This is a genomic window from Enterobacter sp. CM29 (assembly GCF_013179605.1).
Classification (GTDB): Bacteria; Pseudomonadota; Gammaproteobacteria; order Enterobacterales; family Enterobacteriaceae; genus Enterobacter; species Enterobacter intestinihominis.
In genome coordinates this window covers 1-24,928 of record NZ_JABMCU010000025.1, presented here as the reverse complement: position 1 = coordinate 24,928, position 24,928 = coordinate 1, and the positions used below count along the sequence as shown (strand labels likewise).

Below are 24,928 nucleotides of genomic sequence, written 5' to 3'. Positions count from 1 at the left end.
GGTTCAGGGAGTTCAGCCCAGCGTTTTAAAGGCCTTAATACGCTGCAAGTGCGGGGAAATATTTTTGAACTTGTGGGTCTGCTCTTCGTCCCAGACAATTTCGTAGTAATGATGCAGAAGTTCGGCAGCGCGGGAGCTGTCCAGCGCTTCATCGTTGCGGGAGAGGATCGCCAGACACCGGTCGCGGTTCTTTTCGCGGAAATTGCTCACGCATTTTGTTGCGATATCGGCGTACTCTTCCGGACGGTCAATCTTGCCTTCCATGTTTTCGTTTGGAAACAGGTTAGGATTAAAAATGACCTGACGGATATCGCACAAAAAACCGATGCGCTCTGCCCAGTATCCCCCCAACCCCACGCCGCAGATCAGCGGACGATCGTCGATATTGAGCTGCAACATTTTGTCCACTTCTTTAAGCAGATGCTGCATGTCATGTTTCGGATGACGCGTGCTGTAACTGATCAGCCGGACATCCGGATCGATAAACTGCAATTGCAGCACTTTCTCATGATTACCAGGACTGTTTGAGTCAAAACCGTGTAAATAAATGATCATCGTCTCACCACGCTACGCCTTCCGGGATGAATTAAAGGGCTGCTTTATGTGCCTGCCAGCGCTCGTTCAGGGCTTCAAGCCGGGCGTTTACCGATTTCCAGCGCGCCGAGTCCATCAGCTCCTGACGACTAAATGAACCTTTATGATACAATTGTGTAACACGTTCAGCATTGATCGGCGACAGGTTATCCAGCACGCTCACCGCCCCTTTACGATTATTGCAGACGAGGATCATATCGCAACCTGCATCCAGCGAAGCCTGCCCACGTTCGGCATAGCTTCCCATGATCGCCGCCCCTTCCATGGATAAATCGTCAGAGAAAATAACGCCATTGAAGCCCAACTCCTGACGCAGCACGGTTTTAAGCCAGTGCGGAGAGCCGCTGGCCGGACGCGGATCAACGTCACTGTAGATGACGTGCGCAGGCATAATAGCGTCCAGCTTGTTATCGGTAATCAGCGAGCGGAAAACAGACATATCTTTAGCGCGAATGTCTGCTTCCGGGCGCGGATCGCGCGGGGTTTCTTTATGGGAATCCGCCGTCACCGCCCCGTGGCCCGGGAAATGCTTGCCGGTGGTTTTCATGCCCGCATCGTGCATACCGTCAATGAAGCGCGTCGCCATTGCCAGCGCGATACGTGGATCGTCATGATACGAACGCTCACCAATTGCCGCGCTAATGTGTCCTACGTCCAGCACCGGGGCGAAGCTGATATCGATATCCATGGCGATCATCTCGCTGGCCATCAGCCAGCCTGCGTCCTGCGCCAGTTGACCGCCCTCTTCAGCACCCAGCAGCGCAGCAAAAGATTGTGCGGCGGGTAAACGGGTAAACCCTTCGCGGAAACGCTGCACGCGTCCACCTTCCTGGTCGACGGCCACCACCAGGCGATTGCGTGACGCCGCGCGGATCTGGCGAACCAGCTCGCGCAACTGCGCCGGATCGTGATAATTGCGGGTGAAAAGAATCAGCCCCCCTACCAGCGGGTGCGCCAGAATTTCGCGCTCTTCCGCATCAAGCTCAAACCCTTCAACATCCAACATTACTGGACCCACACCAACCTCTCTTATCCTTTCGTTTGTAACTGACGCCAGGCATCATTTGCCAGCGCAATAAATTGTTCGTCATCTGTCTGCTGAAGGCGCATTTCAAACCATCCCGCCATCAGCATCAGCACCCACGGACGCCAGCGCGCGACCTGCCGCGCAAGGGTGAGTACATTTATGTTGGCGTTTCGGGCATAGGCGGTTATCAGCTGCACGCGCGAAGCCTCATCAGGCATCCAGACCGCAGCGAGTTCAAGCGCCACGTCACCGTCCCCGGCATATTCCCAGTCGATAAGTTTCTCGCCCGCCGTGGTATGAACGATATTCCCCGCATGGACATCCATATGCAGCGGCGCCAGACGTAACGCCTTCGGCTCTCCCGCTTTACGCAGCCGCTTAAGCTGCGCCAGCCAGAAGGGCGTGCGTCGTCCAGGCGCAGCCTGCTGCCAATAGCTATCCAGTAATGGAAGTAACGTCACCCGCCAGCCCAGACGCGGCTGTCGATGCAGATGATACAGCATGGCTGCCAGCGTGGGCGTATCGGGAAGCTCGCTTTTGATCTCACCCGCAATAAACGCCACCGCCATCCAGTCCCTGATAAAGAGATGAGGTTTCGGGGCAAGGTCGCCGGGAAGGCGCTTCAGGGCGCGGAACTGGCGACGAAAATGGGCGGCAGGCGCGGCGGCATCGTGATGCTGACGTAAAACCAGCCGATGGTCGCCACGCTCAATAATGCAACTCGCGCCGCCAAGCCCGACGGGGGCTTGCGGCGCGATAACACGGTACTGGGGGAAATAACGCGTCTGGACATCCTGACGCGTGCGCTTATTGTTGCGTAACGGCACCTTTACCTGACCAGATAATTTCGCCGGTTTGAACCAGCATTAACTGCATCTGCAACGACGGCGTGTTCACGTTGCCTGTCGCGTTAGAATAAAGGACATACTGCGCACCAACGTTGCGGGCGATACCAATCGCTTTACTGCGCGAACCCAGGCTGTCCTGAGGCGACAGACCAAGCTGTTGCTTGGCGACCGCGAGCTGCTGGGCTGAGACCAGCGTAAATTTACCGTTGTTTGCCAGCGCGTTGCGCAGGGTTTCCGTCGCTTCTCCCGCATTCAGTGAACCGTTTGTACGGTTGTTCACGCTGTCCACCAGCAGCACACTGCCAGGCGTAACGCCCTGTGCCTGCAACATTTTGCCCACCATCGGCTGCATCGCGCCGTTCCAGTCATAGTGCCGAACTCGCGGCGCAGGCTGCGCGGTATCGTCCGGATGTTCGATCGGGCCAGGCTGCGCCGGAATAGTCGGTACAGACGGCACGGTTGGAACAGGTTGCGCCGGTGTTGTTGGCTGTTCCGTTCCCGGCTTCGCCTGATCCACCGGTGCAGGTTCTTCCGTTCGCGTCACACAGCCTGCCAGAAAGAGTGCGAACGCACTCAGGAGCGCATAACGGCTCATTGTTTTAATCAAGGTTCACTCCTTACAAATAAAGATAAAGTCTCACCTTATGTGCACCCAGATAGCTGGCGCTGCCGTAGAGCGTGACCGACGATCTTGCCGGGACCGTCACGCTACGCGGCGCCTCAAGCGGGTGCATCTCAAGACCTCTCACGTCATACCAGTAGAAGCGATAATGCACCGTCACTGGCTCTTGCCTTTCGTTATAGAGCGTAGAGGAGGCAGAAGACTGGATTTCGCTTATGGTCAACGAAGGCTTTTCCGCCGTGATGCCCGCAGCAAGCACTGAGGACTCCATCACCAGCGTCTGTTCTTCACTGACCGGGATGGCGGGACGCGCGCTGCACCCAACCATAACCAGCGTCACGATCAGCGCTGCAATACGCCCAGTTAACATATTAAAGACCTTTATGTGCCAGCATCGGTCCCAGTGGACGTCCACCCAGAAGATGCATATGAATATGATAGACTTCCTGGCCGCCATGGCGATTACAGTTCATGATCAAACGGTATCCATCTTCAGCAATCCCTTCCTGCTCAGCAATTTTCGCGGCCACCGTAAGCATACGGCCCAGCGCCACTTCATGCTCGGTTTTAACGTCATTGACGGTCGGAATCAGAATATTGGGAATAATAAGGATGTGCGTCGGCGCCTGGGGAGAAATGTCGCGGAAAGCCGTGACCAGTTCATCCTGATAGACAATATCCGACGGAATTTCGCGGCGGATAATTTTACTGAAAATCGTTTCTTCAGCCATGACCTTTTCCTTTTAAGTTTAATCTGGCGTCGTGCGTCCGTTGTTAACACACATTGTCTGTTTTACTGTGTGACACAACACAAGAGTATGAGCGAGTTTCTCCTGTCCTTTCAACCTTCTCCCGTGATTTCTTTCCTGATTATCGCCCATCTGGCTGAAGAGGCATCGCTTTAGGACATTTCTTTTCTGAAACCTGATTTCAGTTCATCCCGAAACATCTGTTTACAGCGTTAATCACAATGCGTATATTTCGCATTTGCATTTTCATGCGCATTTTTAACATAGAAAACGACGTCAGCCCGTGCTAGCGGGACTGTCGCGCACTACCTTCACCATTCACTAAGGGTTTGATGATGTCTTTCATTAATCACACCAGGGATGGGCAACGTCAGCCTGCCGCAACACCTTCGTTGCTGGCCGCCTGCATTGCTATGGCATTGACGCCAACCACCGCTTTCGCTGCTTCAACAGCCGAAGATACCGTCGTCGTTGATGGGGGTTTTGATAACACACAGGATCTTTCTGCCAGCCAGGACCAGGATTACAGCGTAAAAACCACCACCACCGGCACCAAACTGTTGCTGGTTCCCCGCGACATCCCACAGTCCGTCAGCGTTATCAGTCAGCAACGTATGGCTGACCAGAATCTGCAATCCATCGGCCAGGTGCTGACGAACACCACGGGCATTACGGCGCAGGTGCAGGACAGCGATCGTACCGTATTTTACTCACGCGGATTTTTCGTCAGCAACTACGCCTATGACGACCTTCCAACGTCCATCAGTGAAGTGTGGAACTTTGGTGATACCGCCGCCGATACCGCAATTTATGACCGCATTGAAGTGGTCCGCGGCGCCACAGGCCTGATGTCCGGGACGGGCAACCCGGCGGCGTACGTTAATATGGTGCGCAAGCATGCGGACAGCCAGGAATTTAAAGGCAACGTCTCCGCCAGCTACGGCAGCTGGGACAAGCAGCGTTACGTGCTGGATCTCCAGGCGCCGCTAGTGGAATCAGGTAAGGTACGGGGTCGTCTGATCACGGGTTATCAGGACAACGACAGCTTCGTGGATAACTACCACTACCGGAAGAAATTCCTCTACGGCGTGATGGATGCAGATGTTACCGACAGCACGACCCTCTCTGTAGGGTATGAGTATCAGGAAAGCCATACCGCCGACCCAACCTGGGGTGGGCTGCCGACCTGGTACAGCGACGGAAGTAAGACCAACTACAATCGCAGCCAGACCGTCGCGCCTGACTGGGCCTATTCAGATAAAGACAGCACCCGCATCTTCGCTAACCTGACCCAGCGTTTCGATAATGGCTGGGAAGCGCACATCAACGGCATGCATGCTGAAACCAACTTTGACTCTAAGCTGATGTATATGTCCGGTTATCCGGATAAAGAGACCGGCGCGGGCCTGGTGGGTTACGGCGGCTGGAACCGCGGGGAACGCAAACAGGATGCGGTCGATGCCTTCCTGCGCGGCGGTTTCGATCTCTTTGGCCGTCAGCACGAGATGATGTTCGGCGGCAGCTTTAGCCGTCAGCGTAACCATTACGACAACACCATGCCGGATGCAGTATACGGCATGGTTGATGTCGGCAACTTTAAGAACTGGAACGGGAATATTGCCGATCCGCAGTGGACGCCGTGGAAACTCTACAGCAAGGATGATATTCGCCAGTCTTCAGCCTATTCCTCTGCGCGTTTCTCACTCGCCGATCCGTTGCACCTGATCCTGGGGGCGCGTTACACCCAATACAACATTCGCTATAACCCCGCTGGTTCGCCGAATACACGTCTGGAAAGCACCAAAGATGATGTCACGCCGTATGCCGGCCTTGTATATGACATCAATGAGGACTGGTCGACCTACGTCAGCTATACCTCTATCTTCCAGCCGCAGGATAAGCGCAATGCCAGTGGACGTTATCTCGACCCTACCACGGGTAAAAGCTACGAAGCCGGGGTGAAGGCAGACTGGTTTAATACCCGCCTCACCACCTCGCTGGCGATTTTCCGCATTGAGCAGGATAACGTGGCCAGCAACACGTATACCTACATGCCGAGCGGTGAGTCGATTTATGAATCGCTGGACGGGGTGGTCAGCAAAGGGGTCGAGTTTGAGCTCAACGGTGCACTGACCGATAACTGGCAGCTGACCTTTGGCGCGACGCGTTACATTGCAGAAGATAAGAATGGCAACGCCGTCAGCTCCGATCAGCCACGCACAACCATGAAACTGTTCACCCGTTATCAACTGCCAATGCTGCCGGAACTGACCGTGGGCGGTGGCGTAAACTGGCAGAACAAAGTGTGGACGGACGTGGAAGGCGGTCCGGCAGGACGTTCCCGCGCGGAGCAAGGCAGCTATGGGCTGGTGAACCTGTTCAGTCGCTTTCAGGTCACCAAAGACTTTGCTGTTCAGGCTAACGTCAACAACCTGTTCGACAAAGAATATTACGACTACGTCGGATCGTATGTAGTGTATGGCGCGCCACTGAACGTTTCGGTGAGCGCGAGCTACGACTTCTGAGTATTAAGCCCGGTGGCGCTGCGCTTACCGGGCCTACCCATCACGTAGGCCGGGTTAGGCGCAGCCGCCACCCGGCACCACAAACCGCAATAATAAAAAAGGCAGCCAATCGGCTGCCTTAGTCTCCCCAGATCACAGCTTAGTTGTTGCGGATGTACTCATCCATTTCGGTTTTCAGGTTATCGGATTTCGTTCCGAAGATTGCCTGAACACCAGAACCTGCAACAACGACGCCTGCTGCGCCCAGTTTTTTCAGACCCGGCTGGTCGACTTTCGCAACGTCGGCAACGCTCACACGCAGACGAGTGATACACGCGTCCAGGTTAGTGATGTTCTCTTTACCGCCGAAAGCAGCAACCAGAGCAGGTGCCATTTCGCTGGTCACACCGGCTTTGCTGTCTTCCGTTGCATCTTCACGACCCGGCGTTTTCAGGTCCAGTGCTTTGATCAGCACGCGGAAGACGGTGTAGTACACCACTGCGTAGCCCGCACCCACGATTGGGAACAGCCACAGCTTGCTGCTGTTACCGGACAGAACGATGAAGTCGATCAGGCCGTGAGAGAAGGACGTACCGTCACGCATACCCAGCAGGATACAGATTGGGAATGCCAGACCTGCCAGTACCGCGTGGATGATGTACAGGATCGGCGCAACGAACATGAAGGAGAACTCGATCGGCTCGGTGATACCGGTCAGGAACGAGGTCAGCGCTGCGGAGATCATGATACCGCCCACTTTTGCACGGTTCTCTGGTTTAGCAGAGTGCCAGATAGCAATTGCAGCGGCCGGCAGACCGTACATTTTGAACAGGAAGCCACCAGACAGTTTACCTGCCGTTGGGTCGCCCGCCATGTAGCGTGGGATGTCGCCGTGGAACACCTGACCTGCTGCGTTGGTGTATTCACCAATCTGCATCTGGAATGGAACGTTCCAGATGTGGTGCAGACCAAATGGTACCAGGCAGCGCTCAATGAAGCCGTAGATACCGAACGCCACAACCGGGTTCTGGTAAGCTGCCCACTGAGAGAAGGTCTGGATTGCCGTACCGATTGGTGGCCAGATGAAGGACAGGACCACACCGGTGAAAATCGCGGCCAGACCAGAAATGATCGGCACAAAACGTTTACCCGCGAAGAAGCCCAGATACTCAGGCAGCTTGATGCGATAGAAGCGGTTAAACATATACGCTGCAATCGCACCGGAGATGATACCACCGAGAACACCGGTGTCCGCCAGGTGCTTAGCGGCAATCTCTTCAGCAGGTAAATGCAGTACCAGCGGCGCAACCACAGCCATGGTTTTCACCATGATGCCGTAAGCAACAACGGACGCCAGAGCGGAAACACCGTCGTTATTGGTGAAGCCCAGAGCAACACCGATAGCGAAGATCAGCGGCATGTTAGCAAAAACAGAACCGCCTGCTTCGGCCATCACGTGGGAAACTACGGCTGGCAGCCAGCTGAAGTTTGCAGAACCGACACCCAGCAGGATACCTGCGATAGGCAGTACGGATACTGGCAGCATCAGCGATTTACCGACCTTTTGCAGGTTAGCAAATGCATTCTTAAACATAATTGAGAGTGCTCCTGAGTATTTGTGCTTTTTTTTACGTTTTCACGCATTGGCCCGGGGGGAGTACCGCGCCGTGGACAGGACATCTAAGCGCCCTTTATTTATTACACAGAGTAAAATAATTCCCTCTGAGTTTGTTTGACGGCTATCACGTTTCAGTTCAAGACGGCCAAAAAACTTGCAGATATTTACATAAAGCATGTCTGGATGTGTCTAAAAACGCCATCACCGCCCCGAATGAGGCGGTGAACTTTACTCGCTTTACTTATTAATTACGAGCCTAAAAATAACAGGTGTATCAGACAGATTGCAGGCGGGCGGGGTCGATATGGAACAGGCTGGCGAAGTTTTCCGTTGTCACGCGAGCCAGTTCTTCAATACTGACACCTTTCAGAACGGCCATATACTCAGCGACATCCCGGGTCATCGCTGGCTGGTTCTCTTTGCCACGATGAGGCACCGGCGCCAGGTACGGGGAATCGGTTTCCACCAGAATACGATCCAGCGGAACATAGCGCGCCGCATCACGCAGTTGCTCAGCATTACGGAACGTGACAATCCCCGAGAACGAGATATAAAAGCCCAAATCAAGTAGCTTACCCGCCGTTTCTCTGTCTTCTGTGAAACAGTGTAGTACGCCACCGCAATCCGTCACCTTTTCTTCCCGCAGGATACCCAGCGTGTCGGCGCGCGCATCTCGGGTGTGAACGATAACCGGCTTATTCAGTTCCCGGCCAATGCGGATGTGGTTACGGAAGGATTCCTGCTGGCGAGGTTTCGTTTCCGGAGTGTAGAAATAGTCCAGGCCGGTCTCGCCCATCGCCACTACGCCCTCTTCTGCGGCAAGACGGCGTAAATCCTCAACATCGTACGCTTCATCCTGATTCAGCGGATGCACGCCGCAGGAGAAGACGACATTATCGCGCTCGCCTACCAGTTCACGCATGGAGCGGTAACCCGGCAACGTGGTTGCCACGGCCAGGCAAAATTTCACATCGCGCGCGGCGGCTTTCGCCAGCACGTCGTCTACATTTTTATGCAGGGATTGATAATCCAGGCCATCGAGATGGCAGTGTGAGTCGACTAAAAACATAATGTCTCTCTCAGAGGTGGGAAACCGGCGGTATGACGCCCGGTTGCAGGTAGTGTTCAATACGCAGTAACTGGTCGGTCAGTAAAAGCTCGCGATTGAGACCGGTTACCGTCAAAAGTTGTTCACGACTCTGGCAGATATCATGAAGGATAGCGTGCAGCGACTGCCCTGACAGGCGATTCGCCAGCGTGGTGACCAGCGCCCACACGTCAGGGTTAGTCAGAAGCGTAGCCCCCTGCTGAATTTTGAGCGCATCCAGCAGCAGCGCGGCCAGCCAGTGCAGCCGTTCCGGAGCCTGATCGCTGTTCAGCGCTGGCAGCACGCTCAGCCAGTCATGGCTGTCGAGGGCTGATTCAACCGCACGACACAGCGTTTCACGCTGGGACCACACTTCGGGCTGTAATAAGGCCAGCGCAGCCGCAGGCGCACCGCTGCACAGGCGCAACGCTGAGAGCGCCGCGTCTTGTGACACCGTCACTTCCCGCTCAAGCCAGGCGAGTGCCCAGGATTCCTGAGGGACAGCAAGGTGGTGAAGACGGCAGCGACTGCGCAGCGTCGCCAGCAAGCGTTCCGGCTCGCGGCAGGAGAGGAAAAACCAGGTGTTTTCTGGCGGCTCTTCCAGGGTTTTTAACAGCGCGTTGGCTGCGGCTTCCGTGAGCAGCGCGGCGTCTTTCAGCCACACCACTTTCGCCCCCCCCAGACGCGCATATTCGTACAGTTTCTCACTGACCTCACGCACCGCGTCGATACCGAGCGTATTTTTGCCCTTCTCAGGTTCGAGGGTGTAATAGTCAGGATGCGTGCCCGCCTGCATGAGCTGGCAACCCCGGCACTTACCGCAGCTTTTATGTCCTTCCGGCTGTTGGCACATCAGAAAGCGGGTTATGGCGTAAATCAACGCATCATCACCCATTCCCGGCAGCGCCTGGATCAGTAACGCATGATGCCCCCGACCAACCTGATAGCTGCCGATCAGCTGTTCAAAGTGTGGGCGCAACCATGGATACCATTTCATGCCTGCTGCTCCTGTAGCCACTGCGTAACGGTCTGCTGAATATCACATGTAACGTCTTCAAGGGATTGCGTCGCATCGATGGTACGAATGGTCTTGTCCTGCCCGGCCAGTTCCAGATAACGCGCACGGGTGCGGTTAAAGAAATCAAAAGACTCCTGTTCAATGCGGTCCAGTTCGCCGCGGGCACGGGCGCGCTTCAGGCCCACCTCAGGGGTCACGTCCAGATACAGCGTCAGGTCAGGACGGAAATCGCCCAGAACCGCGTCGCGAAGCGTAGCCAGCATGGCCTGATCGATACCCCGGCCACCGCCCTGATACGCCTGGGTTGAGAGATCGTGGCGATCGCCAATCACCCATTTGCCTTCTGCCAGAGCGGGTTTGATCACCGTCTCCACCAGCTGAACGCGCGCCGCATAGAACATCAGCACTTCCGCTTTGTCGGTAATAACTTCATCGCCAACGGATTTGATATCCAGAACCAGGCTGCGCAGTTTTTCCGCCAGCTGCGTACCGCCCGGCTCGCGGGTGAAGACCATGTCGGCGACGCCAAGCGATTTCAGCGTATCCACCACCACGTTACGGGCGGTGGTTTTGCCCGCCCCTTCGAGTCCCTCAATGACAATGTATTTACTGCGCATTTTTTTCCTTAAGTGCCTTCAGATAGTCCTGAACGGAGCGATTGTGACTGGCCAGGTTGGTATTGAACGTATGCCCCCCTTTTCCGTCAGCCACAAAATAGAGATACGGCGTTTTGGCCGGGTGCGCGGCGGCCTTCAATGATGCTTCACTCGGCGTCGCAATCGGTCCAGGCGGCAGGCCGCTAATCACGTAGGTATTATACGCCGTTGGCGTTTCCAGATCTTTTCTGGAAATCCTGCCGTTGTAGTTTTCGCCCATCCCGTAGATGACGGTAGGATCGGTTTGCAAACGCATGCCGATGCGCAGACGGTTAATAAACACCGAGGCAACCTGGTCACGTTCGGCAGCAACGGCCGTCTCTTTCTCGATGATCGAGGCCATCGTCATGAACTGGTTTTGATCTTTATAAGGCAGCCCCTCTGATCGCCCTTTCCACGCAGCGTCTACCGCCGCGACCATTTTGTTGTGCGCGCGCTTCAGAATTGCCACATCCGTCGTGCCTGCCGTATACATCCACGTATCGGGCCAGAACCAGCCTTCCACCCACTCGGGATGTTCGAATTTTAAGGCGTCTGCCACGGTCTGGTAGCGGTCATCTTTCAGCGTATGCTTGATGTACGGCGCGTCACGCAGTTGCCTGAGATAATCGCTCAGACGCATACCTTCCACAAAACGCAATGGGAACTGGGCTTCTTTACCACTCTCCAGCAGTTGCAGCATCTCGCGCACGGTCATGCCAGGGGTGAAACGATAGGTACCGGCCTTGAAATGGGACAGGTCCGGCTGAATACGCAGCAGCCACTGGAATACGCGTGGACGATTGATAATTTTGTCGTCATACAGCTGCTGACCAAGCGCCTGCCGCCCGGTCCCCGCTTTCAGGGTAAAAATCGTCTCGTCTTTAATCAGGATCTGACTTTCAGCCAGCTGACGGACTTTCCACACTCCCGCTCCGCCAGCGATTCCGAACGCAACGATAAGAAGGAGGACAAAGCGTAACATTTTCTTCATGACTACCTGGTTTGCTCACATAACGGGGCCAGAAACTGGAACAGCTCGCGGGATGACCAGCACTTGCGGTCATAAGCGCGAACGGGGACAACGGGCATCAGCGCATTGCAGATAACAACTTCTTCGGCAGCCAGCAGCGCCTCTTCCTTAGCGTTAACTTCAACAACGCGAAAGCCTGCGCGTGCCAGCTGTTGCAAACAAAATTGCCGCATAATGCCGTTGACTCCGGCCTGCTCCAGCGAAGGCGTGAATACGTCACTGCCCTTCCGCCAGAGTAAATTAGCCGCACAGCATTCCGTAATGTACCCTTCGCTGTCAAGAACCAGCGCCTCCCCGGCCTCCGTCTGCTCAAGATGAGTACGAATAAGCACCTGTTCAAGACGGTTAAGATGTTTTATGCCAGCGAGCATCGGGTTTCGCCCCAGACGTACCGGGCTAAGCGCCAGGACTACGCCCTCTTCACGCCAGTGCGCGTAATGGGAAGGATAATCTGAAACGGAAAGGATCCGCACAGGATGCTGGCAGGCAGAACCGCTATAGCCCCGACCACCGCTGCCGCGGCTGATAATGACTTTCAGGACGCCGCTTGCTTTCTCTGACGCCAGCCGACGCATTTCACTTTCAAGAATGTCCCACTGCGAGAAGGGGATAAGTAATGCTTCGCAGGCTTTTTGTAAACGAAGGATATGGGCCCCGAGCAGGCACACGCCACCGTCGAGAATACGCGCGGTCGTGAAACAGCCATCTCCAAACTGGGTCGCCCTGTCGCTTGCCGGCAGCATTTCTTGCTCAAGGCCATTAATTAAAAACATAGTGGCTCCTTATGCATGGAGGCTCAGTCTGGCAGGATGTGGTTAGCCGGACAAGGGGATATCACCTAATAAAAAAGGCCCGGCAAGCGGACCTTTATTATCGTCAGCGACTAACCAGACTCAGACCTTTTTGAAGATCAGAGAACCGTTAGTCCCACCGAAGCCGAAGGAGTTACACAGGGTGTACTCCATACCGCTAACCTGGCGCGCTTCGTGGGGAACGAAGTCCAGATCGCAACCTTCATCTGGATTATCCAGGTTGATGGTTGGCGGTACAGCCTGATCGCGCAGCGCGAGAATAGAGTAGATTGATTCTACTGCACCCGCCGCACCCAGGAGGTGACCGGTCATGGATTTCGTGGAGCTCACCAGTACACGGCTGGCAGATTCGCCGAAGATAGACTTAACCGCCTGCGCTTCTGCTTTATCGCCCGCAGGGGTAGATGTCCCGTGCGCGTTAACGTAGCCAATCTGTGCCGGCGTAATGCCCGCATCACGGATGGCGTTTTCCATCGCCAGCGCAGCACCTGCGCCGTTCTCTGGAGGAGACGTCATGTGGTAAGCATCGCTGCTCATGCCAAAGCCAACAACTTCAGCATAAATTTTCGCGCCACGTTTTTTCGCGTGTTCGTACTCTTCCAGTACGATCATGCCTGCACCGTCACCCAGCACGAAACCATCACGGTCTTTATCCCACGGACGGCTCGCCGCCTGAGGATTATCGTTTCGGGTAGAGAGCGCACGCGCTGCACCGAAGCCACCGACGCCCAGCGGGGTACTGGCTTTTTCAGCACCGCCCGCAACCATAGCATCTGCATCGCCGTACGCGATGATACGCGCGGCCTGGCCGATGTTATGCACGCCAGACGTACAGGCTGTCGCGATTGAGATGCTTGGGCCACGCAGGCCGAACATAATGGTCAGGTGACCTGCCACCATATTTACAATCGTAGACGGAACGAAGAACGGGCTGATTTTACGCGGGCCGCCATTCACCAGAGATGTATGGTTTTCCTCGATCAGGCCAAGACCGCCAATCCCGGAGCCGATAGCAGCGCCGATACGGGTAGCGTTCTCTTCCGTAATCTCAAGGCCAGAATCCTGCATGGCCTGAACGCCAGCGACAATTCCATATTGAATGAAGGCATCCATCTTGCGCTGTTCTTTGCGCGAGATGATCTCTTCACAGTTAAAATCCTTTACTAAGCCAGCAAATTTCGTTGCATAGGCGCTAGTATCGAAATGGTCGATTAGGCTGATGCCGCTCTGACCGGCAAGGAGAGCTTTCCAGGTGGACTCTACGGTATTGCCGACAGGAGACAACATGCCAAGTCCGGTCACAACTACACGACGCTTAGACACGTTTGTCCTCCAGGGAGGGATAAAAAAAGAGATTCGTGGGACTACAAAAGATAAAACTCAGGCGGTCGAATGACCGCCTGGAGATGTTCACTTACGCCTGGTGACCGTTGATGTAATCAATGGCAGCCTGAACGGTGGTGATTTTCTCAGCTTCTTCGTCCGGAATCTCAGTATCAAACTCTTCTTCCAGAGCCATTACCAGCTCAACGGTGTCAAGAGAATCTGCGCCCAGGTCTTCAACAAAGGAAGCGGAGTTCACAACTTCTTCCTGCTTAACGCCCAGCTGTTCGCCGATAATTTTCTTAACGCGTTCTTCGATAGTGCTCATACTCTTAAATTTCCTATCAAAACTCGCTTTCGCGATGGTTTTCGTAGTGTATAAAATGTTGAAAAATTTGCAACTAAATCCCGGCAGGTCTTACCACGATTTTACGTTATTTTGAGGCCATTTGCCCAAATAACGCAAATATTTTCGATCGTGATTAAACCATGTACATCCCGCCGTTGACGTGGAGGGTTTCACCAGTGATGTAACCCGCTTCGTCAGAGGCTAAAAATGCAACCGCGCTGGCGATTTCTTTAGGGTCGCCAAGACGACCCGCTGGAACTGCCGCCAGCGTACCCGCACGCTGATCATCGGTCAGCGCACGCGTCATGTCCGTTTCAATAAAGCCCGGAGCAACAACGTTTACAGTAATTCCGCGGGACGCGACTTCGCGCGCCAGCGACTTACTGAAACCGATCAGACCTGCTTTCGCCGCAGCGTAGTTAGCCTGACCAGCATTTCCCATGGTACCAACCACAGAACCTACAGTGATAATACGTCCATGACGCTTTTTCATCATAGCGCGCATTACCGCTTTTGACAGACGGAATACCGATGACAGGTTGGTTTCGATAATATCGTTCCACTCATCATCTTTCATTCGCATCAACAGGTTGTCGCGAGTGATCCCGGCATTATTGACCAGAATATCCACTTCGCCAAACTCTGCGCGAATATTTTCCAGAACAGATTCGATAGATGCTGGTTCAGTCACATTCAGTACCAGACCTTTGCCGTTCGCACCCAGATACTCGCTGATGGCCTGTGCGCCATTCTCGCTGGTCGCAGTCCCGATCACCGTCGCGCCGCGCGCAACCAGTGTTTCAGCAATAGCACGCCCGATACCGCGGCTTGCGCCGGTCACCAGGGCAATTTTTCCTTCAAAACTCATGGTATTCCTCTTTTATTGCGAGAGTGCCGCTTTCATTGCTTCCGGCTCGTTAATCGCCGAGGCAGTCAGGGTGTCTACAATACGTTTTGTCAGACCGGTAAGTACCTTACCTGGACCGACTTCATACAGATGTTCAACGCCCTGAGACGCCATAAATTCAACGGTTTTGGTCCACTGAACTGGGCTGTAGAGCTGGCGAACCAGCGCGTTACGGATAGCCTCCGGCGCGGTTTCGCACTTCACATCGACGTTATTCACAACGGAAATCGTCGGTGCGTTAAAGGTCATTTTTTCCAGCTCAACCGCCAGCTTATCGGCAGCGGGTTTCATCAGCGCACAGTGAGACGGCACGCTCACCGGCAGCGGCAGTGCACGTTTTGCACCCGCAGCTTTACAGGCAGCGCCTGCACGCTCAACCGCTTCTTTATGACCCGCGATAACTACCTGGCCTGGCGAGTTAAAGTTTACCGGAGAAACGACCTGACCTTCAGCAGATTCTTCACAGGCTTTAGCAATAGAAGCATCATCCAGACCGATGATGGCAGACATGCCGCCCGTGCCTTCTGGCACCGCTTCCTGCATAAACTTACCACGCAATTCAACCAGACGGACCGCGTCAGCGAAGGCAATCACCCCTGCGCAGACCAGCGCAGAGTATTCACCCAGGCTATGACCCGCCATCAGCGCCGGCGTTTTGCCGCCCTGCTGCTGCCATACGCGCCACAATGCGACGGAGGCTGCCAGCAGTGCCGGTTGAGTCTGCCAGGTTTTGTTCAGCTCTTCAGCTGGGCCCTGCTGGGTCAGCGCCCACAGATCATAACCCAGCGCGTCAGAAGCTTCACGGAAAGTCTCTTCAATAACCGGATAGTTTGCTGCCATTTCAGACAACATCCCAACAGTTTGTGAGCCCTGTCCCGGGAACACAAAAGCAAATTGCGTCATTTTTTAATCCTTATCCTAGAAACGAACCAGCGCGGAACCCCAGGTGAACCCGCCACCAAAGGCTTCAAGCAAGACCAGTTGGCCCCGTTTAATTCGTCCATCGCGTACCGCTTCGTCAAATGCGCACGGTACCGAAGCCGCAGAGGTGTTGCCGTGGCGATCAAGCGTCACCACAACGTTATCCATAGACATGCCCAACTTCTTCGCCGTCGCGCTGATAATACGCAGGTTAGCCTGATGCGGTACCAGCCAGTCGAGTGCGGCGCGATCCAGATTGTTCGCTTCCAGTGTCTCATCAACAATGTGAGCGAGTTCGGTCACGGCCACCTTGAACACTTCATTACCCGCCATTGTCAGGTAAATCGAACTGTCCGGATTAACGCGATCGGCGTTAGGCAGCGTTAAAAGCTCGCCGTAGCGACCGTCAGCGTGCAGGTGCGTGGAGATGATGCCTGGTTCTTCGGACTGCCCCAGCAGCACCGCGCCCGCGCCATCGCCAAAAATAATGATTGTGCCGCGATCGGTTGGATCGCAGGTACGCGCCAGCACATCAGCACCGATCACCAGCGCATATTTTACGGCACCCGATTTAACATACTGATCGGCGATGCTCAGCGCATAGGTGAAACCCGCGCACGCCGCTGCAACATCAAATGCCGGGCAGCCTTTGATGCCGAGCATGTTCTGCACCTGGCACGCTGCGCTTGGGAAGGCATGCGTGGCAGATGTTGTCGCCACCACAATAAGCCCGATCTGTTCTTTATCAATGCCAGCCATCTCAAGCGCTCGCTGAGCGGCTTCGTAGCCCATGGTGGACACAGTTTCGTCTGGCGCGGCGATACGACGTTCACGGATACCTGTGCGCGTGACAATCCACTCGTCAGACGTATCTACCATTTTTTCAAGATCGGCGTTGGTACGCACTTGTTTTGGCAGGTAGCTGCCGGTACCTAAAATCTTCGTATACATGTACGCTCAGTCACTTTTAGCTAATACAGATCCCAGGCGAGCGGCAATCCTCTGAGGGACTTGTCGCTGCACCGCCTGCACTGCCTGTTCAATCGCGACGGTAAATGCTCGCTGATTGGCGGCGCCATGACTCTTAATCACGATGCCGCGCAATCCTAACAGACAGGCGCCATTATACTGGTCGGGGTTGAGGTGACTGAATCGCCGCGTCAGGCTTTTTTGTAACCAACGCTTTAATAAAATCAGCCACCAGGACCTTTTTTTACCTTCTCCCTGCGATTTCAGCAGAGAAAGGAACATTCGTACGACCCCTTCCATGGTCTTCAACGTCACGTTTCCGGTGAAGCCATCACACACTAATACATCCGTTTTGCCCGTCAGCAACTCATTGGCTTCGAGATAACCAATATAGTTGATGGAGGGAACCTGTTTGAGTATTTCCGCAGCGTCGCGGATACTGTCCAGGCCTTTGGTCTCTTCTTCACCAATATTCAATAACGCAACGCGGGGATTAGTAATCCCGACCACGTCTTCTGCCAGCACCGACCCCATCACGGCAAACTGAGCCAGCATTGTACTATCACAATCTACGTTAGCGCCCAGATCGAGCACCACCGTTTTGCCCTTCTGCTGATGCGGTAACACCGTCACCAGCGCCGGACGCTCAATGCCCTCAATCGGCTTGAGCAATAATTTCGACAGCCCCATCAGCGCGCCAGTATTTCCCGCGCTGACGCAAGCCTGCGCTCGCCCTTCTTTCACCAGCTCCAGCGCTATGCGCATAGAGCTGCCGCGGCTATTACGAATAGCCTGCGATGGCCGGGCATCACTGGCAATAACTGACTGCGCAGGAATAATCTGCAGACGCGAACGTTGTTCAAAGTCAGCTTTTGCAAGTAATGGCGTGATTGTGTCGGGATTACCGACTAAAAGAAGTGTGAGTTGCGAATTAGAATTCAGTGCCTGCAATGCTGCAGGCACTGTCACGGTAGGGCCAAAATCTCCCCCCATGACATCTAACGCCAGGGTTAGACGTGTCAAGGTATCGTCGCAGCCTGGTTCGGTAAACTCCCCGTTTTCACGGGGAAGTTCCTCACTAAGCCTAATCACGCTGACGCGTGATTACTTAGTGATAACCTTGCGGCCGCGGTAGAAACCGTCAGCGGTGATGTGGTGACGCAGGTGTTTCTCACCAGAAGTCTTGTCTACAGACAGGCTGGTAACTGCGGTCAGCGCGTCATGGGAACGACGCATGCCACGTTTGGAACGGGTTGGTTTATTCTGTTGTACGGCCATGGACCTTACTCCTCAATTACTTACGCTTTAAGCTGGCTAATACGGCAAATGGATTTGGTTTTTGCGCTTCATCAGGCAGTTCCCCAAAGACCATGTCCGCCTCGGACACTTCACAGTGTTCAGAATCATGCACCGGAACGACTGGCAGGGAGAGGATGACTTCATCTTCAACCAGCGCCAGAAGATCGATTTCACCGAATTCGTTAACCTCAATCGGTTCATACGCTTCCGGGAGTGCTTCAGCCTGTTCGTCAGAACGAACCGGACTGAAACAATACGTTGTGTGAACATGCTGTACAAACGGTTTCCCGCAGCGCTGACATTCGAGCGTTACCGTCACCTTTGCATCACCGGTTAAAACGGCGAGGCGCTGGTTGTCGATAGCGAACGACATGGAGCACTCTACATCACTGTCCACACTGACTACAGATTCGGCAATACGCTCAGCCTGATCGGAAGAATAGATTCCTTCGTAATCGAGGCGTTTTTGAGCCGTACGAACCGGATCAAGAGTCAGGGGTAATTTTACCTTTTGCATAGGGCGCGCATATTAACTTTGTAACGTCATAGAGTCAAAGAAAAAGGCAACCAGAGCTGCCTTTTGCCAATTATTCGCACACATTGCGGCCTGTAGTTTAAAATGGCTGGCATCGATACGCTATATCTGGTGATAAAAATATGCCAAATCTCGTCCTTGCTTCCACTTCACCTTATCGCCGAATGCTGCTGGAAAAGCTCGGGATCCCGTTTGAATGCGCCGCGCCGGAGGTGGATGAAACGCCACAGCCGGGCGAGTCACCGCGTCATCTGGTGACCCGTCTCGCGAAAGAGAAAGCACAGTCGCTGGCCGTACGTTACCCCGCTCATCTGATTATAGGCTCCGATCAGGTTTGTGTGCTGGGCGGCGAAATCACCGGTAAACCGCATACGGAAGAAAACGCCTGCCAGCAGCTTTTGCGTGCGCGAGGCAGTATCGTGACCTTTTATACCGGCCTGGCGCTTTATAATTCCGCCTCCGGTCATCTGCAAACCGAGTGCGAGCCATTTGATGTGCACTTCCGTCATCTCAGCGAGGAGGAGATTATGGATTACGTGCGTCGGGAACGTCCTCTGAACTGCGCAGGGAGTTTCAAAAGTGAAGGACTGGGAATTGCACTGTTCGACAAGCTGGACGGGCGGGATCCCAACACGCTGGTGGGGTTGCCGCTGATTGCGCTCTGCCAGATGTTAAGGCGAGAAGAGTGTAATCCGCTGACGATGTGATTTTTGCCCAGCAGCGCTTCGCTTGTATGGGCCTACGGATTTCGTAGGCCGGGTAAGCGCAGCGCCACCCGGCACATAATCAGCCGCGCAGAACTTTCAGGCAGCGTTTCAACTGATCATCCAGCGGCGCTTCAATACGGATAACTTCACCGGTATTAGGATGGGTAAACTTCAGCGCTGCCGCATGCAGGAACAGACGCGACAGCCCCGTACCCGCCAACTGCTTATCAAACTCGCGATCGCCATAGCGATCGTCGAACGCAATCGGATGGCCTGCAAACTGGGTATGGACGCGAATCTGGTGAGTACGCCCCGTCACCGGACTACAGCGCACCAGCGTGGCGAATTCGTAGCGCTCTTCTACTTTAAATCGCGTCTCAGACGGTTTCCCTTCCTGATTTACACGAACAATGCGCTCACCGCTTTGCAGAATATTTTTCAGCAGCGGCGCCTGCACCACTTTCACGTGGGACTGCCACTGGCCGCGCACCAGCGCCAGATAATCTTTCTGCATCCCTTTTTCGCGCAGCTGTTCATGCAGGGAACGCAGTGCAGAACGTTTTTTCGCCACCAGCAGCACGCCTGAGGTATCACGGTCAAGACGGTGAACCAGTTCGAGGAAACGCGCTTCCGGGCGCAGCGCACGTAAACCTTCGATCACGCCGAAGCTCAGACCGCTCCCCCCGTGTACCGCCGTTCCGGACGGTTTATTCAGCACCAGAATGTGGTCGTCCTCATAAAGGATAACGTCGCTCAAAGCCGCGACTTTTTGCAGCTTCGGAGAAACGACCTCTTCTTCACGCTCTGCAACACGTACCGGTGGAATGCGGACTTCATCGCCCGCCTCGAGCTTGTACTCGGGCTTCACACGTTTTTTGTTCACCCGCACCTCACCCTTACGCAAGATGCGATAAATCATACTTTTTGGCACACCCTTCAATTGGGTGCGCAAAAAATTATCGATACGTTGCCCCGCCTCGTCGTCGGCGATGGCAACCATTTTTACGGCTGGAGTCTCTGTTTTCATGGTTGGCGATTCTAAATAGCGTCTGACATTAGCGCCACTCATTTTTCTATGCTTATATTTACTTTTATCCGGACCACTCCCCTTTCGCGCAATCGATTTGGTGGTTATTAAACCAATCACCCCGTTGAAGTGAAGAAACTGTGAGTAACCGGGTGATAATTGGTAAAAGTCATCTTGCTATAACCCGGCGAGCAGTGGAATAATGAATCCGTTTTCCGCGTTAAATCCGGGTTTTGTAAGGATGTCGACGGAATGACCAATTTTGTCTGACCGATCATCCACGCAGCAATGGCGTAAGACGTATTGATCTTTCAGGCAGTTAGCGGGCTGCGGGTTGCAGTACTTCCCGGTATAAGGATTGTTCTCTGGAGAGTTTTCCCAGGCAATTCCCCTGATAATTGCGCTGTGTTTCCCTATGAAATACAGGCAACCGACACTCTGCGCCTCTTAAGCGAGCGACAACCGTGAGGTTGGCGACGTGAATAGACACGAGGCCATCGGTTCATACCCCGGAAAGCGTCACCTTGCCCGCAGCTTTGTCGTCAATGTAAGAATAACGAGTAAGTTACGATGAAAAGAATGTTAATCAACGCAACTCAGCAAGAAGAGTTGCGTGTCGCCCTTGTGGATGGGCAGCGCCTGTACGATCTGGATATCGAAAGTCCTGGACACGAACAGAAAAAAGCGAACATTTACAAAGGCAAAATCACCCGCATTGAACCAAGCCTTGAAGCTGCATTTGTCGATTACGGTGCTGAGCGTCACGGTTTCCTTCCTCTCAAAGAAATCGCCCGCGAATATTTTCCTGCAAACTACAACTCCCATGGCCGTCCGAACATCAAAGATGTTCTGCGTGAAGGTCAGGAAGTTATCGTCCAGATCGATAAAGAAGAGCGTGGCAACAAAGGCGCCGCGCTGACCACCTTTATCAGTCTGGCAGGAAGCTATCTGGTATTGATGCCAAACAACCCGCGTGCGGGTGGCATCTCTCGCCGTATCGAAGGCGATGACCGTACCGAGCTGAAAGAAGCACTGGCAAGTCTTGAACTGCCAGACGGCATGGGCCTTATCGTGCGCACCGCAGGCGTTGGCAAATCTGCCGAAGCGTTGCAGTGGGACCTGAGCTTCCGCCTGAAACACTGGGAAGCCATCAAGAAAGCGGCAGAAAGCCGTGCTGCGCCGTTCCTGATCCACCAGGAAAGCAACGTCATCGTGCGTGCCTTCCGTGATTATCTGCGTCAGGACATCGGTGAAATTCTGATTGATAACCCGAAAGTGCTTGAGCTGGCTCGCCAGCACATCGCCGCGCTGGGTCGCCCGGATTTCACCAGCAAAATTAAACTGTACACCGGTGAAATCCCGCTGTTCAGCCATTATCAGATTGAATCCCAGATCGAGTCTGCCTTCCAGCGTGAAGTGCGTCTGCCGTCCGGCGGTTCTATCGTTATCGATACCACCGAAGCGTTGACCGCCATCGACATCAACTCCGCGCGAGCAACCCGCGGCGGCGACATCGAAGAGACCGCCTTCAATACCAACCTTGAAGCCGCTGATGAAATCGCCCGCCAGCTCCGCCTGCGCGACCTGGGTGGTCTGATCGTTATCGACTTCATCGACATGACCCCGGTTCGCCACCAGCGTGCGGTTGAAAACCGTCTGCGTGAAGCGGTGCGCCAGGATCGCGCGCGTATCCAGATCAGCCATATTTCTCGCTTTGGCCTACTGGAGATGTCCCGTCAGCGCCTCAGCCCGTCTCTGGGTGAGTCCAGCCATCACGTCTGCCCGCGCTGTTCCGGTACAGGTACCGTGCGTGACAATGAATCTCTCTCCCTCTCTATTCTGCGTCTGATTGAAGAAGAAGCGCTGAAAGAGAACACCAAAGAGGTTCACGCTATTGTTCCAGTGCCGATTGCCTCCTACCTGCTGAACGAAAAACGTGCAGCGGTGAGCGCAATCGAAGCGCGTCAGGGCGGCGTTCGCTGCATCATCGTGCCAAACGACGAGATGCAAACCCCGCACTATCACGTGCTGCGCGTGCGCAAAGGCGAAGAGACAAGCACCCTCAGCTACCTGCTGCCGAAGCTGCATGAAGAAGAAATGGCGCTGCCGTCTGATGAAGAGCCTGCCGAGCGTAAACTGCCTGAGCAGCCAGCTTTAGCGACCTTCATCATGCCGGAAGCACCGCCAGAAGCGACGCTGGAAAAACCAGCGGAAAAACCTGCTGTGCAGAAAGTGGCTCCTGCCGCGCCAAAAGCGCAGCCTGAGCAGCCTGGTCTCCTGAGCCGCATCATCGGTGCGCTGAAAAAAATGTTTGCCGCCGAAGAAGTTCAGCCTGAGGAGCCGAAAGAAGCGCCAAAAGAAGCGAAACCAGAGCGTCAGCAGGACCGTCGTAAGCGTCAGAACAACCGTCGCGACCGCAACGACCGTGGCGATCGTAATGAGCGCCGTGATAATCGTTCCGATAACAACGAAGGTCGTGAACAGCGCGAGGACAACCGTCGCAACCGTCGCGAGAAGCAACAGCAGAACGTTGAAGATCGTGAGATTCGCCAGCAGGCGGGCGATGAGTCCGAGAAGAGCAAACAGCGTGACGAGCAGCAGCCTCGCCGCGAGCGTAACCGTCGTCGTAACGATGACAAACGCCAGGCTCAGCAGGAAGTCAAAAACCTGAATCGCGAAGCGCCTGTAGAACAGCAGGACACTGAGCAGGAAGAGCGTACTCAGGTTATGCCGCGTCGTAAGCAGCGCCAGCTGACCCAGAAAGTACGTGTGGGTGTTGTTCAGGCCGAAGAAAACGACGTTATCGCGGTTGAAGCGGTTGAAAGCACAACGGGTACTCAGGTTGCGAAAGTTGACCTGCCAGCCGTAGTGGAAAATCAGGTTGAGCAGGACGAAAGCAGCGAAAATCGTGATAACGCAGGTATGCCGCGTCGCTCCCGCCGTTCTCCACGCCATCTGCGCGTGAGCGGTCAGCGTCGCCGTCGTTATCGTGACGAGCGTTACCCGACCCAGTCTCCAATGCCAATGACCGTGGCGTGCGCGTCACCTGAGATGGCATCCGGTAAAGTCTGGATCCGTTATCCGGTTGCACGTCCGGAGCAGGCTGTTGAAGAACAGGCTGTGACCGAAGAGGTGATTGCACCGGTCGTCGCGGTGGAAGATGTCGTGACTGAAGCGGCAACCGTGGTCGAACCGCAGGTTGTTGAAACAGCGCCGCCGCAGGCTGTGGAAGTGGAAACGACCCATCCTGAAGTAATTGCTGCGCCGGTTGATGCCGCACCGCAGATCATTGCCGAAGAAGATACCGTGGTGGCTGAAGAAGTCGCGGAAGACGCTAAGCCTGTATCCGCAGCAGAAGAGCCCGCAGACGTTGCCGTCGAAACGGTGACGGAAGAGGTTGTTCAGGACGTCGAGATTCAGGTTGAACCTGTTGTCGAAGAGGTCAAAGCGCCTGAAGTGAAATCTGAGCCGGTTGAGATCGTTGAAGCTGTAGCGCCTGCTCACATTGCTACCGCGCCAATGACTCGTGCCCCGGCACCTGAGTACGTGCCTGAAGCACCACGCCATAGTGACTGGGTTCGTCCGGAATTCAACTTCGAAGGTAAAGGTGCTGCCGGTGGTCACAGTGCGACGCACATGGCTACTGCCCCAGCTACTCGTCCTCAGCCTGTTGAATAACGCACGCTAAGACTGAAAGCCGACCTTCGGGTCGGCTTTTTTATGGCTGTTGCAGGGGCTTTCTCATACCGGTGACCTCCGGCATTATCTGCCGCATCAGCTCCAGAAAACGCCGCAAGCGCGCCGGATAATAGCGTGACCAGGGATAAACCAGATGTACCGGTAGCGCTGCTGGCTGCCACTCTGGCAGTAAATGCACCAGTCGCCCTTCCCGAATATCATCCTGTACCGTCCAGCTGGATACCACCGCCACGCCTAGCCCGGTGATTGCCGTATTGCGCGCTACATACAGGCTGTCGGTACTCAGGCGTGGCGTAATGGTAACTCTCGCCGGGGTGGGTGTTGCCTCGTGGAAGAGTTCCACATGGCGTTGATAAAAAGAGCTGATTGCAATCCAGGGGAGATGTTGCAGATCGTCCGGCGTGTTAACCGCGGGAAAACGGGCAAGGAGTGCCGGTGACGCTACCACCGAGCGCGGCACTTCAGCCAGTAGCACAGACACGGTTGCCGGATCGACTTCCACGCCTACCCGAATAGCACAGTCAAGGTTGTCGCCGAGGAAATCAACCGAGCGATCGTTAAGCATCCACTCAACAGAAAGCTGGGGATAGCGCTGCAAAAATTGGGTTAACGGTTTTAGTAGCTGATCCTGGCCAAACGCGTGAG

The 24,928-nt window shown here is 54.6% G+C and carries 25 protein-coding genes; 3 read left to right on the top strand and 22 right to left on the bottom strand.

Annotated features, from left to right (window positions below):
• Window positions 1-12: 12 nt before the first annotated feature.
• Genes ycfP through hinT form a run of 6 tightly spaced genes read right to left on the bottom strand, consistent with a single transcriptional unit; the run spans window position 13 to window position 3,822 of the window.
• Complete coding sequence (ycfP, locus tag HP459_RS05425) at window positions 13-555, bottom strand: alpha/beta hydrolase YcfP (RefSeq protein ID WP_022647750.1); 543 nt, start codon at window positions 553-555, stop codon at window positions 13-15.
• 31 nt (window positions 556-586) lie between these two features.
• Window positions 587-1,612 carry a beta-N-acetylhexosaminidase gene (gene nagZ / locus HP459_RS05420; RefSeq protein WP_063146102.1) on the bottom strand — a complete coding sequence of 342 codons (1,026 nt, stop codon included), beginning with the start codon at window positions 1,610-1,612 and terminating at the stop codon, window positions 587-589.
• Between the two features lie 11 nt (window positions 1,613-1,623).
• Window positions 1,624-2,448, bottom strand: coding sequence for a thiamine kinase (gene thiK, locus HP459_RS05415; protein ID WP_048966196.1), 825 nt, complete (start codon window positions 2,446-2,448; stop codon window positions 1,624-1,626).
• Window positions 2,429-3,073 carry a penicillin-binding protein activator LpoB gene (gene lpoB / locus HP459_RS05410; protein ID WP_085929697.1) on the bottom strand — a complete coding sequence of 215 codons (645 nt, stop codon included), beginning with the start codon at window positions 3,071-3,073 and terminating at the stop codon, window positions 2,429-2,431. The genes thiK and lpoB overlap by 20 nt, the downstream gene beginning before the upstream one ends.
• 13 nt (window positions 3,074-3,086) lie before the next feature.
• Window positions 3,087-3,461 (bottom strand): YcfL family protein, encoded by a 375-nt coding sequence (locus HP459_RS05405; protein WP_038415836.1) that lies wholly within the window; start codon window positions 3,459-3,461, stop codon window positions 3,087-3,089.
• Between the two features lies 1 nt (window position 3,462).
• Window positions 3,463-3,822: a purine nucleoside phosphoramidase gene (hinT, locus tag HP459_RS05400; RefSeq protein WP_006809243.1), complete on the bottom strand. Its 360-nt coding sequence runs from the start codon at window positions 3,820-3,822 to the stop codon at window positions 3,463-3,465.
• A 353-nt stretch (window positions 3,823-4,175) separates the two neighbouring features.
• Between hinT and fhuE the strand changes: the two genes are divergently transcribed.
• Complete coding sequence (gene fhuE, locus HP459_RS05395; RefSeq protein ID WP_161177299.1) at window positions 4,176-6,365, top strand: ferric-rhodotorulic acid/ferric-coprogen receptor FhuE; 2,190 nt, start codon at window positions 4,176-4,178, stop codon at window positions 6,363-6,365.
• A gap of 139 nt (window positions 6,366-6,504) precedes the next feature.
• Here fhuE and ptsG read toward each other — a convergent pair whose 3' ends face one another.
• The 14 genes from ptsG to yceD all read right to left on the bottom strand — a co-directional run bounded on the left by ptsG (window position 6,505) and on the right by yceD (window position 18,832).
• Entirely contained in the window at window positions 6,505-7,938 is a 1,434-nt protein-coding gene (gene ptsG, locus HP459_RS05390) for a PTS glucose transporter subunit IIBC (RefSeq protein WP_006809245.1), read from the bottom strand.
• Between the two features lie 298 nt (window positions 7,939-8,236).
• Window positions 8,237-9,031 (bottom strand): metal-dependent hydrolase, encoded by a 795-nt coding sequence (locus HP459_RS05385; RefSeq protein ID WP_023299800.1) that lies wholly within the window; start codon window positions 9,029-9,031, stop codon window positions 8,237-8,239.
• A 10-nt stretch (window positions 9,032-9,041) separates the two neighbouring features.
• A complete protein-coding gene (gene holB / locus HP459_RS05380; protein ID WP_022647744.1) occupies window positions 9,042-10,046 on the bottom strand; it encodes a DNA polymerase III subunit delta' in 1,005 nt (334 codons plus the stop codon).
• Window positions 10,043-10,684 (bottom strand): dTMP kinase, encoded by a 642-nt coding sequence (gene tmk / locus HP459_RS05375; protein ID WP_022647743.1) that lies wholly within the window; start codon window positions 10,682-10,684, stop codon window positions 10,043-10,045. Before tmk ends, holB begins: the two co-directional genes overlap by 4 nt.
• Window positions 10,674-11,696, bottom strand: coding sequence for a cell division protein YceG (gene yceG, locus HP459_RS05370; RefSeq protein WP_171936002.1), 1,023 nt, complete (start codon window positions 11,694-11,696; stop codon window positions 10,674-10,676). The genes tmk and yceG overlap by 11 nt, the downstream gene beginning before the upstream one ends.
• Before the next feature lie 2 nt (window positions 11,697-11,698).
• On the bottom strand, window positions 11,699-12,508 hold the full coding sequence (pabC, locus tag HP459_RS05365) for an aminodeoxychorismate lyase (RefSeq protein ID WP_165715747.1): 810 nt from the start codon (window positions 12,506-12,508) through the stop codon (window positions 11,699-11,701).
• Between the two features lie 120 nt (window positions 12,509-12,628).
• Complete coding sequence (gene fabF, locus HP459_RS05360; RefSeq protein ID WP_022647740.1) at window positions 12,629-13,870, bottom strand: beta-ketoacyl-ACP synthase II; 1,242 nt, start codon at window positions 13,868-13,870, stop codon at window positions 12,629-12,631.
• A gap of 91 nt (window positions 13,871-13,961) precedes the next feature.
• On the bottom strand, window positions 13,962-14,198 hold the full coding sequence (gene acpP / locus HP459_RS05355; RefSeq protein ID WP_003857954.1) for an acyl carrier protein: 237 nt from the start codon (window positions 14,196-14,198) through the stop codon (window positions 13,962-13,964).
• A 154-nt stretch (window positions 14,199-14,352) separates the two neighbouring features.
• The gene (gene fabG, locus HP459_RS05350; RefSeq protein WP_022647739.1) at window positions 14,353-15,087 is read right to left on the bottom strand and encodes a 3-oxoacyl-ACP reductase FabG; all 735 of its coding nucleotides are present in this window, start codon (window positions 15,085-15,087) and stop codon (window positions 14,353-14,355) included.
• A gap of 12 nt (window positions 15,088-15,099) precedes the next feature.
• Window positions 15,100-16,029, bottom strand: coding sequence for an ACP S-malonyltransferase (gene fabD / locus HP459_RS05345; protein WP_022647738.1), 930 nt, complete (start codon window positions 16,027-16,029; stop codon window positions 15,100-15,102).
• A 15-nt stretch (window positions 16,030-16,044) separates the two neighbouring features.
• On the bottom strand, window positions 16,045-16,998 hold the full coding sequence (locus tag HP459_RS05340; protein ID WP_003857960.1) for a beta-ketoacyl-ACP synthase III: 954 nt from the start codon (window positions 16,996-16,998) through the stop codon (window positions 16,045-16,047).
• Window positions 16,999-17,004: 6 nt separating this feature from the next.
• On the bottom strand, window positions 17,005-18,039 hold the full coding sequence (plsX, locus tag HP459_RS05335) for a phosphate acyltransferase PlsX (protein WP_204268580.1): 1,035 nt from the start codon (window positions 18,037-18,039) through the stop codon (window positions 17,005-17,007).
• An 81-nt stretch (window positions 18,040-18,120) separates the two neighbouring features.
• Window positions 18,121-18,294, bottom strand: a complete 174-nt coding sequence (gene rpmF, locus HP459_RS05330; RefSeq protein WP_003857964.1) for a 50S ribosomal protein L32 — start codon at window positions 18,292-18,294, stop codon at window positions 18,121-18,123.
• Window positions 18,295-18,310: 16 nt separating this feature from the next.
• The gene (gene yceD, locus HP459_RS05325; RefSeq protein ID WP_003857966.1) at window positions 18,311-18,832 is read right to left on the bottom strand and encodes a 23S rRNA accumulation protein YceD; all 522 of its coding nucleotides are present in this window, start codon (window positions 18,830-18,832) and stop codon (window positions 18,311-18,313) included.
• A gap of 140 nt (window positions 18,833-18,972) precedes the next feature.
• Here yceD and HP459_RS05320 point away from each other — a divergent pair, with 140 nt between their 5' ends.
• Window positions 18,973-19,557, top strand: coding sequence for a nucleoside triphosphate pyrophosphatase (locus HP459_RS05320; RefSeq protein ID WP_032624478.1), 585 nt, complete (start codon window positions 18,973-18,975; stop codon window positions 19,555-19,557).
• A 79-nt stretch (window positions 19,558-19,636) separates the two neighbouring features.
• Here the strand turns inward: HP459_RS05320 and rluC are convergent, their stop codons facing one another.
• Entirely contained in the window at window positions 19,637-20,584 is a 948-nt protein-coding gene (gene rluC / locus HP459_RS05315; protein ID WP_041907418.1) for a 23S rRNA pseudouridine(955/2504/2580) synthase RluC, read from the bottom strand.
• Window positions 20,585-21,154: 570 nt separating this feature from the next.
• On the opposite strand from rluC, the gene rne reads away from it, so the two are divergent.
• Complete coding sequence (rne, locus tag HP459_RS05310) at window positions 21,155-24,262, top strand: ribonuclease E (RefSeq protein ID WP_023299794.1); 3,108 nt, start codon at window positions 21,155-21,157, stop codon at window positions 24,260-24,262.
• A gap of 40 nt (window positions 24,263-24,302) precedes the next feature.
• Here the strand turns inward: rne and HP459_RS05305 are convergent.
• On the bottom strand, window positions 24,303-24,928 hold a 626-nt coding region (locus tag HP459_RS05305), incomplete at its 5' end, for a substrate binding domain-containing protein (protein WP_171936001.1).

Coding starts and splice junctions, on each gene's coding strand:
- ycfP (WP_022647750.1), bottom strand. CDS start 555: ATGATCATTTATTTACACGGTTTTGACTCAAACAGTCCTGGTAATCAT.
- HP459_RS05405 (WP_038415836.1), bottom strand. CDS start 3,461: ATGTTAACTGGGCGTATTGCAGCGCTGATCGTGACGCTGGTTATGGTT.
- hinT (WP_006809243.1), bottom strand. CDS start 3,822: ATGGCTGAAGAAACGATTTTCAGTAAAATTATCCGCCGCGAAATTCCG.
- fhuE (WP_161177299.1), top strand. CDS start 4,176: ATGTCTTTCATTAATCACACCAGGGATGGGCAACGTCAGCCTGCCGCA.
- ptsG (WP_006809245.1), bottom strand. CDS start 7,938: ATGTTTAAGAATGCATTTGCTAACCTGCAAAAGGTCGGTAAATCGCTG.
- HP459_RS05385 (WP_023299800.1), bottom strand. CDS start 9,031: ATGTTTTTAGTCGACTCACACTGCCATCTCGATGGCCTGGATTATCAA.
- holB (WP_022647744.1), bottom strand. CDS start 10,046: ATGAAATGGTATCCATGGTTGCGCCCACACTTTGAACAGCTGATCGGC.
- tmk (WP_022647743.1), bottom strand. CDS start 10,684: ATGCGCAGTAAATACATTGTCATTGAGGGACTCGAAGGGGCGGGCAAA.
- yceG (WP_171936002.1), bottom strand. CDS start 11,696: ATGAAGAAAATGTTACGCTTTGTCCTCCTTCTTATCGTTGCGTTCGGA.
- pabC (WP_165715747.1), bottom strand. CDS start 12,508: ATGTTTTTAATTAATGGCCTTGAGCAAGAAATGCTGCCGGCAAGCGAC.
- acpP (WP_003857954.1), bottom strand. CDS start 14,198: ATGAGCACTATCGAAGAACGCGTTAAGAAAATTATCGGCGAACAGCTG.
- fabG (WP_022647739.1), bottom strand. CDS start 15,087: ATGAGTTTTGAAGGAAAAATTGCCCTGGTGACCGGCGCAAGCCGCGGT.
- fabD (WP_022647738.1), bottom strand. CDS start 16,029: ATGACGCAATTTGCTTTTGTGTTCCCGGGACAGGGCTCACAAACTGTT.
- HP459_RS05340 (WP_003857960.1), bottom strand. CDS start 16,998: ATGTATACGAAGATTTTAGGTACCGGCAGCTACCTGCCAAAACAAGTG.
- rpmF (WP_003857964.1), bottom strand. CDS start 18,294: ATGGCCGTACAACAGAATAAACCAACCCGTTCCAAACGTGGCATGCGT.
- yceD (WP_003857966.1), bottom strand. CDS start 18,832: ATGCAAAAGGTAAAATTACCCCTGACTCTTGATCCGGTTCGTACGGCT.
- HP459_RS05320 (WP_032624478.1), top strand. CDS start 18,973: ATGCCAAATCTCGTCCTTGCTTCCACTTCACCTTATCGCCGAATGCTG.
- rluC (WP_041907418.1), bottom strand. CDS start 20,584: ATGAAAACAGAGACTCCAGCCGTAAAAATGGTTGCCATCGCCGACGAC.
- rne (WP_023299794.1), top strand. CDS start 21,155: ATGAAAAGAATGTTAATCAACGCAACTCAGCAAGAAGAGTTGCGTGTC.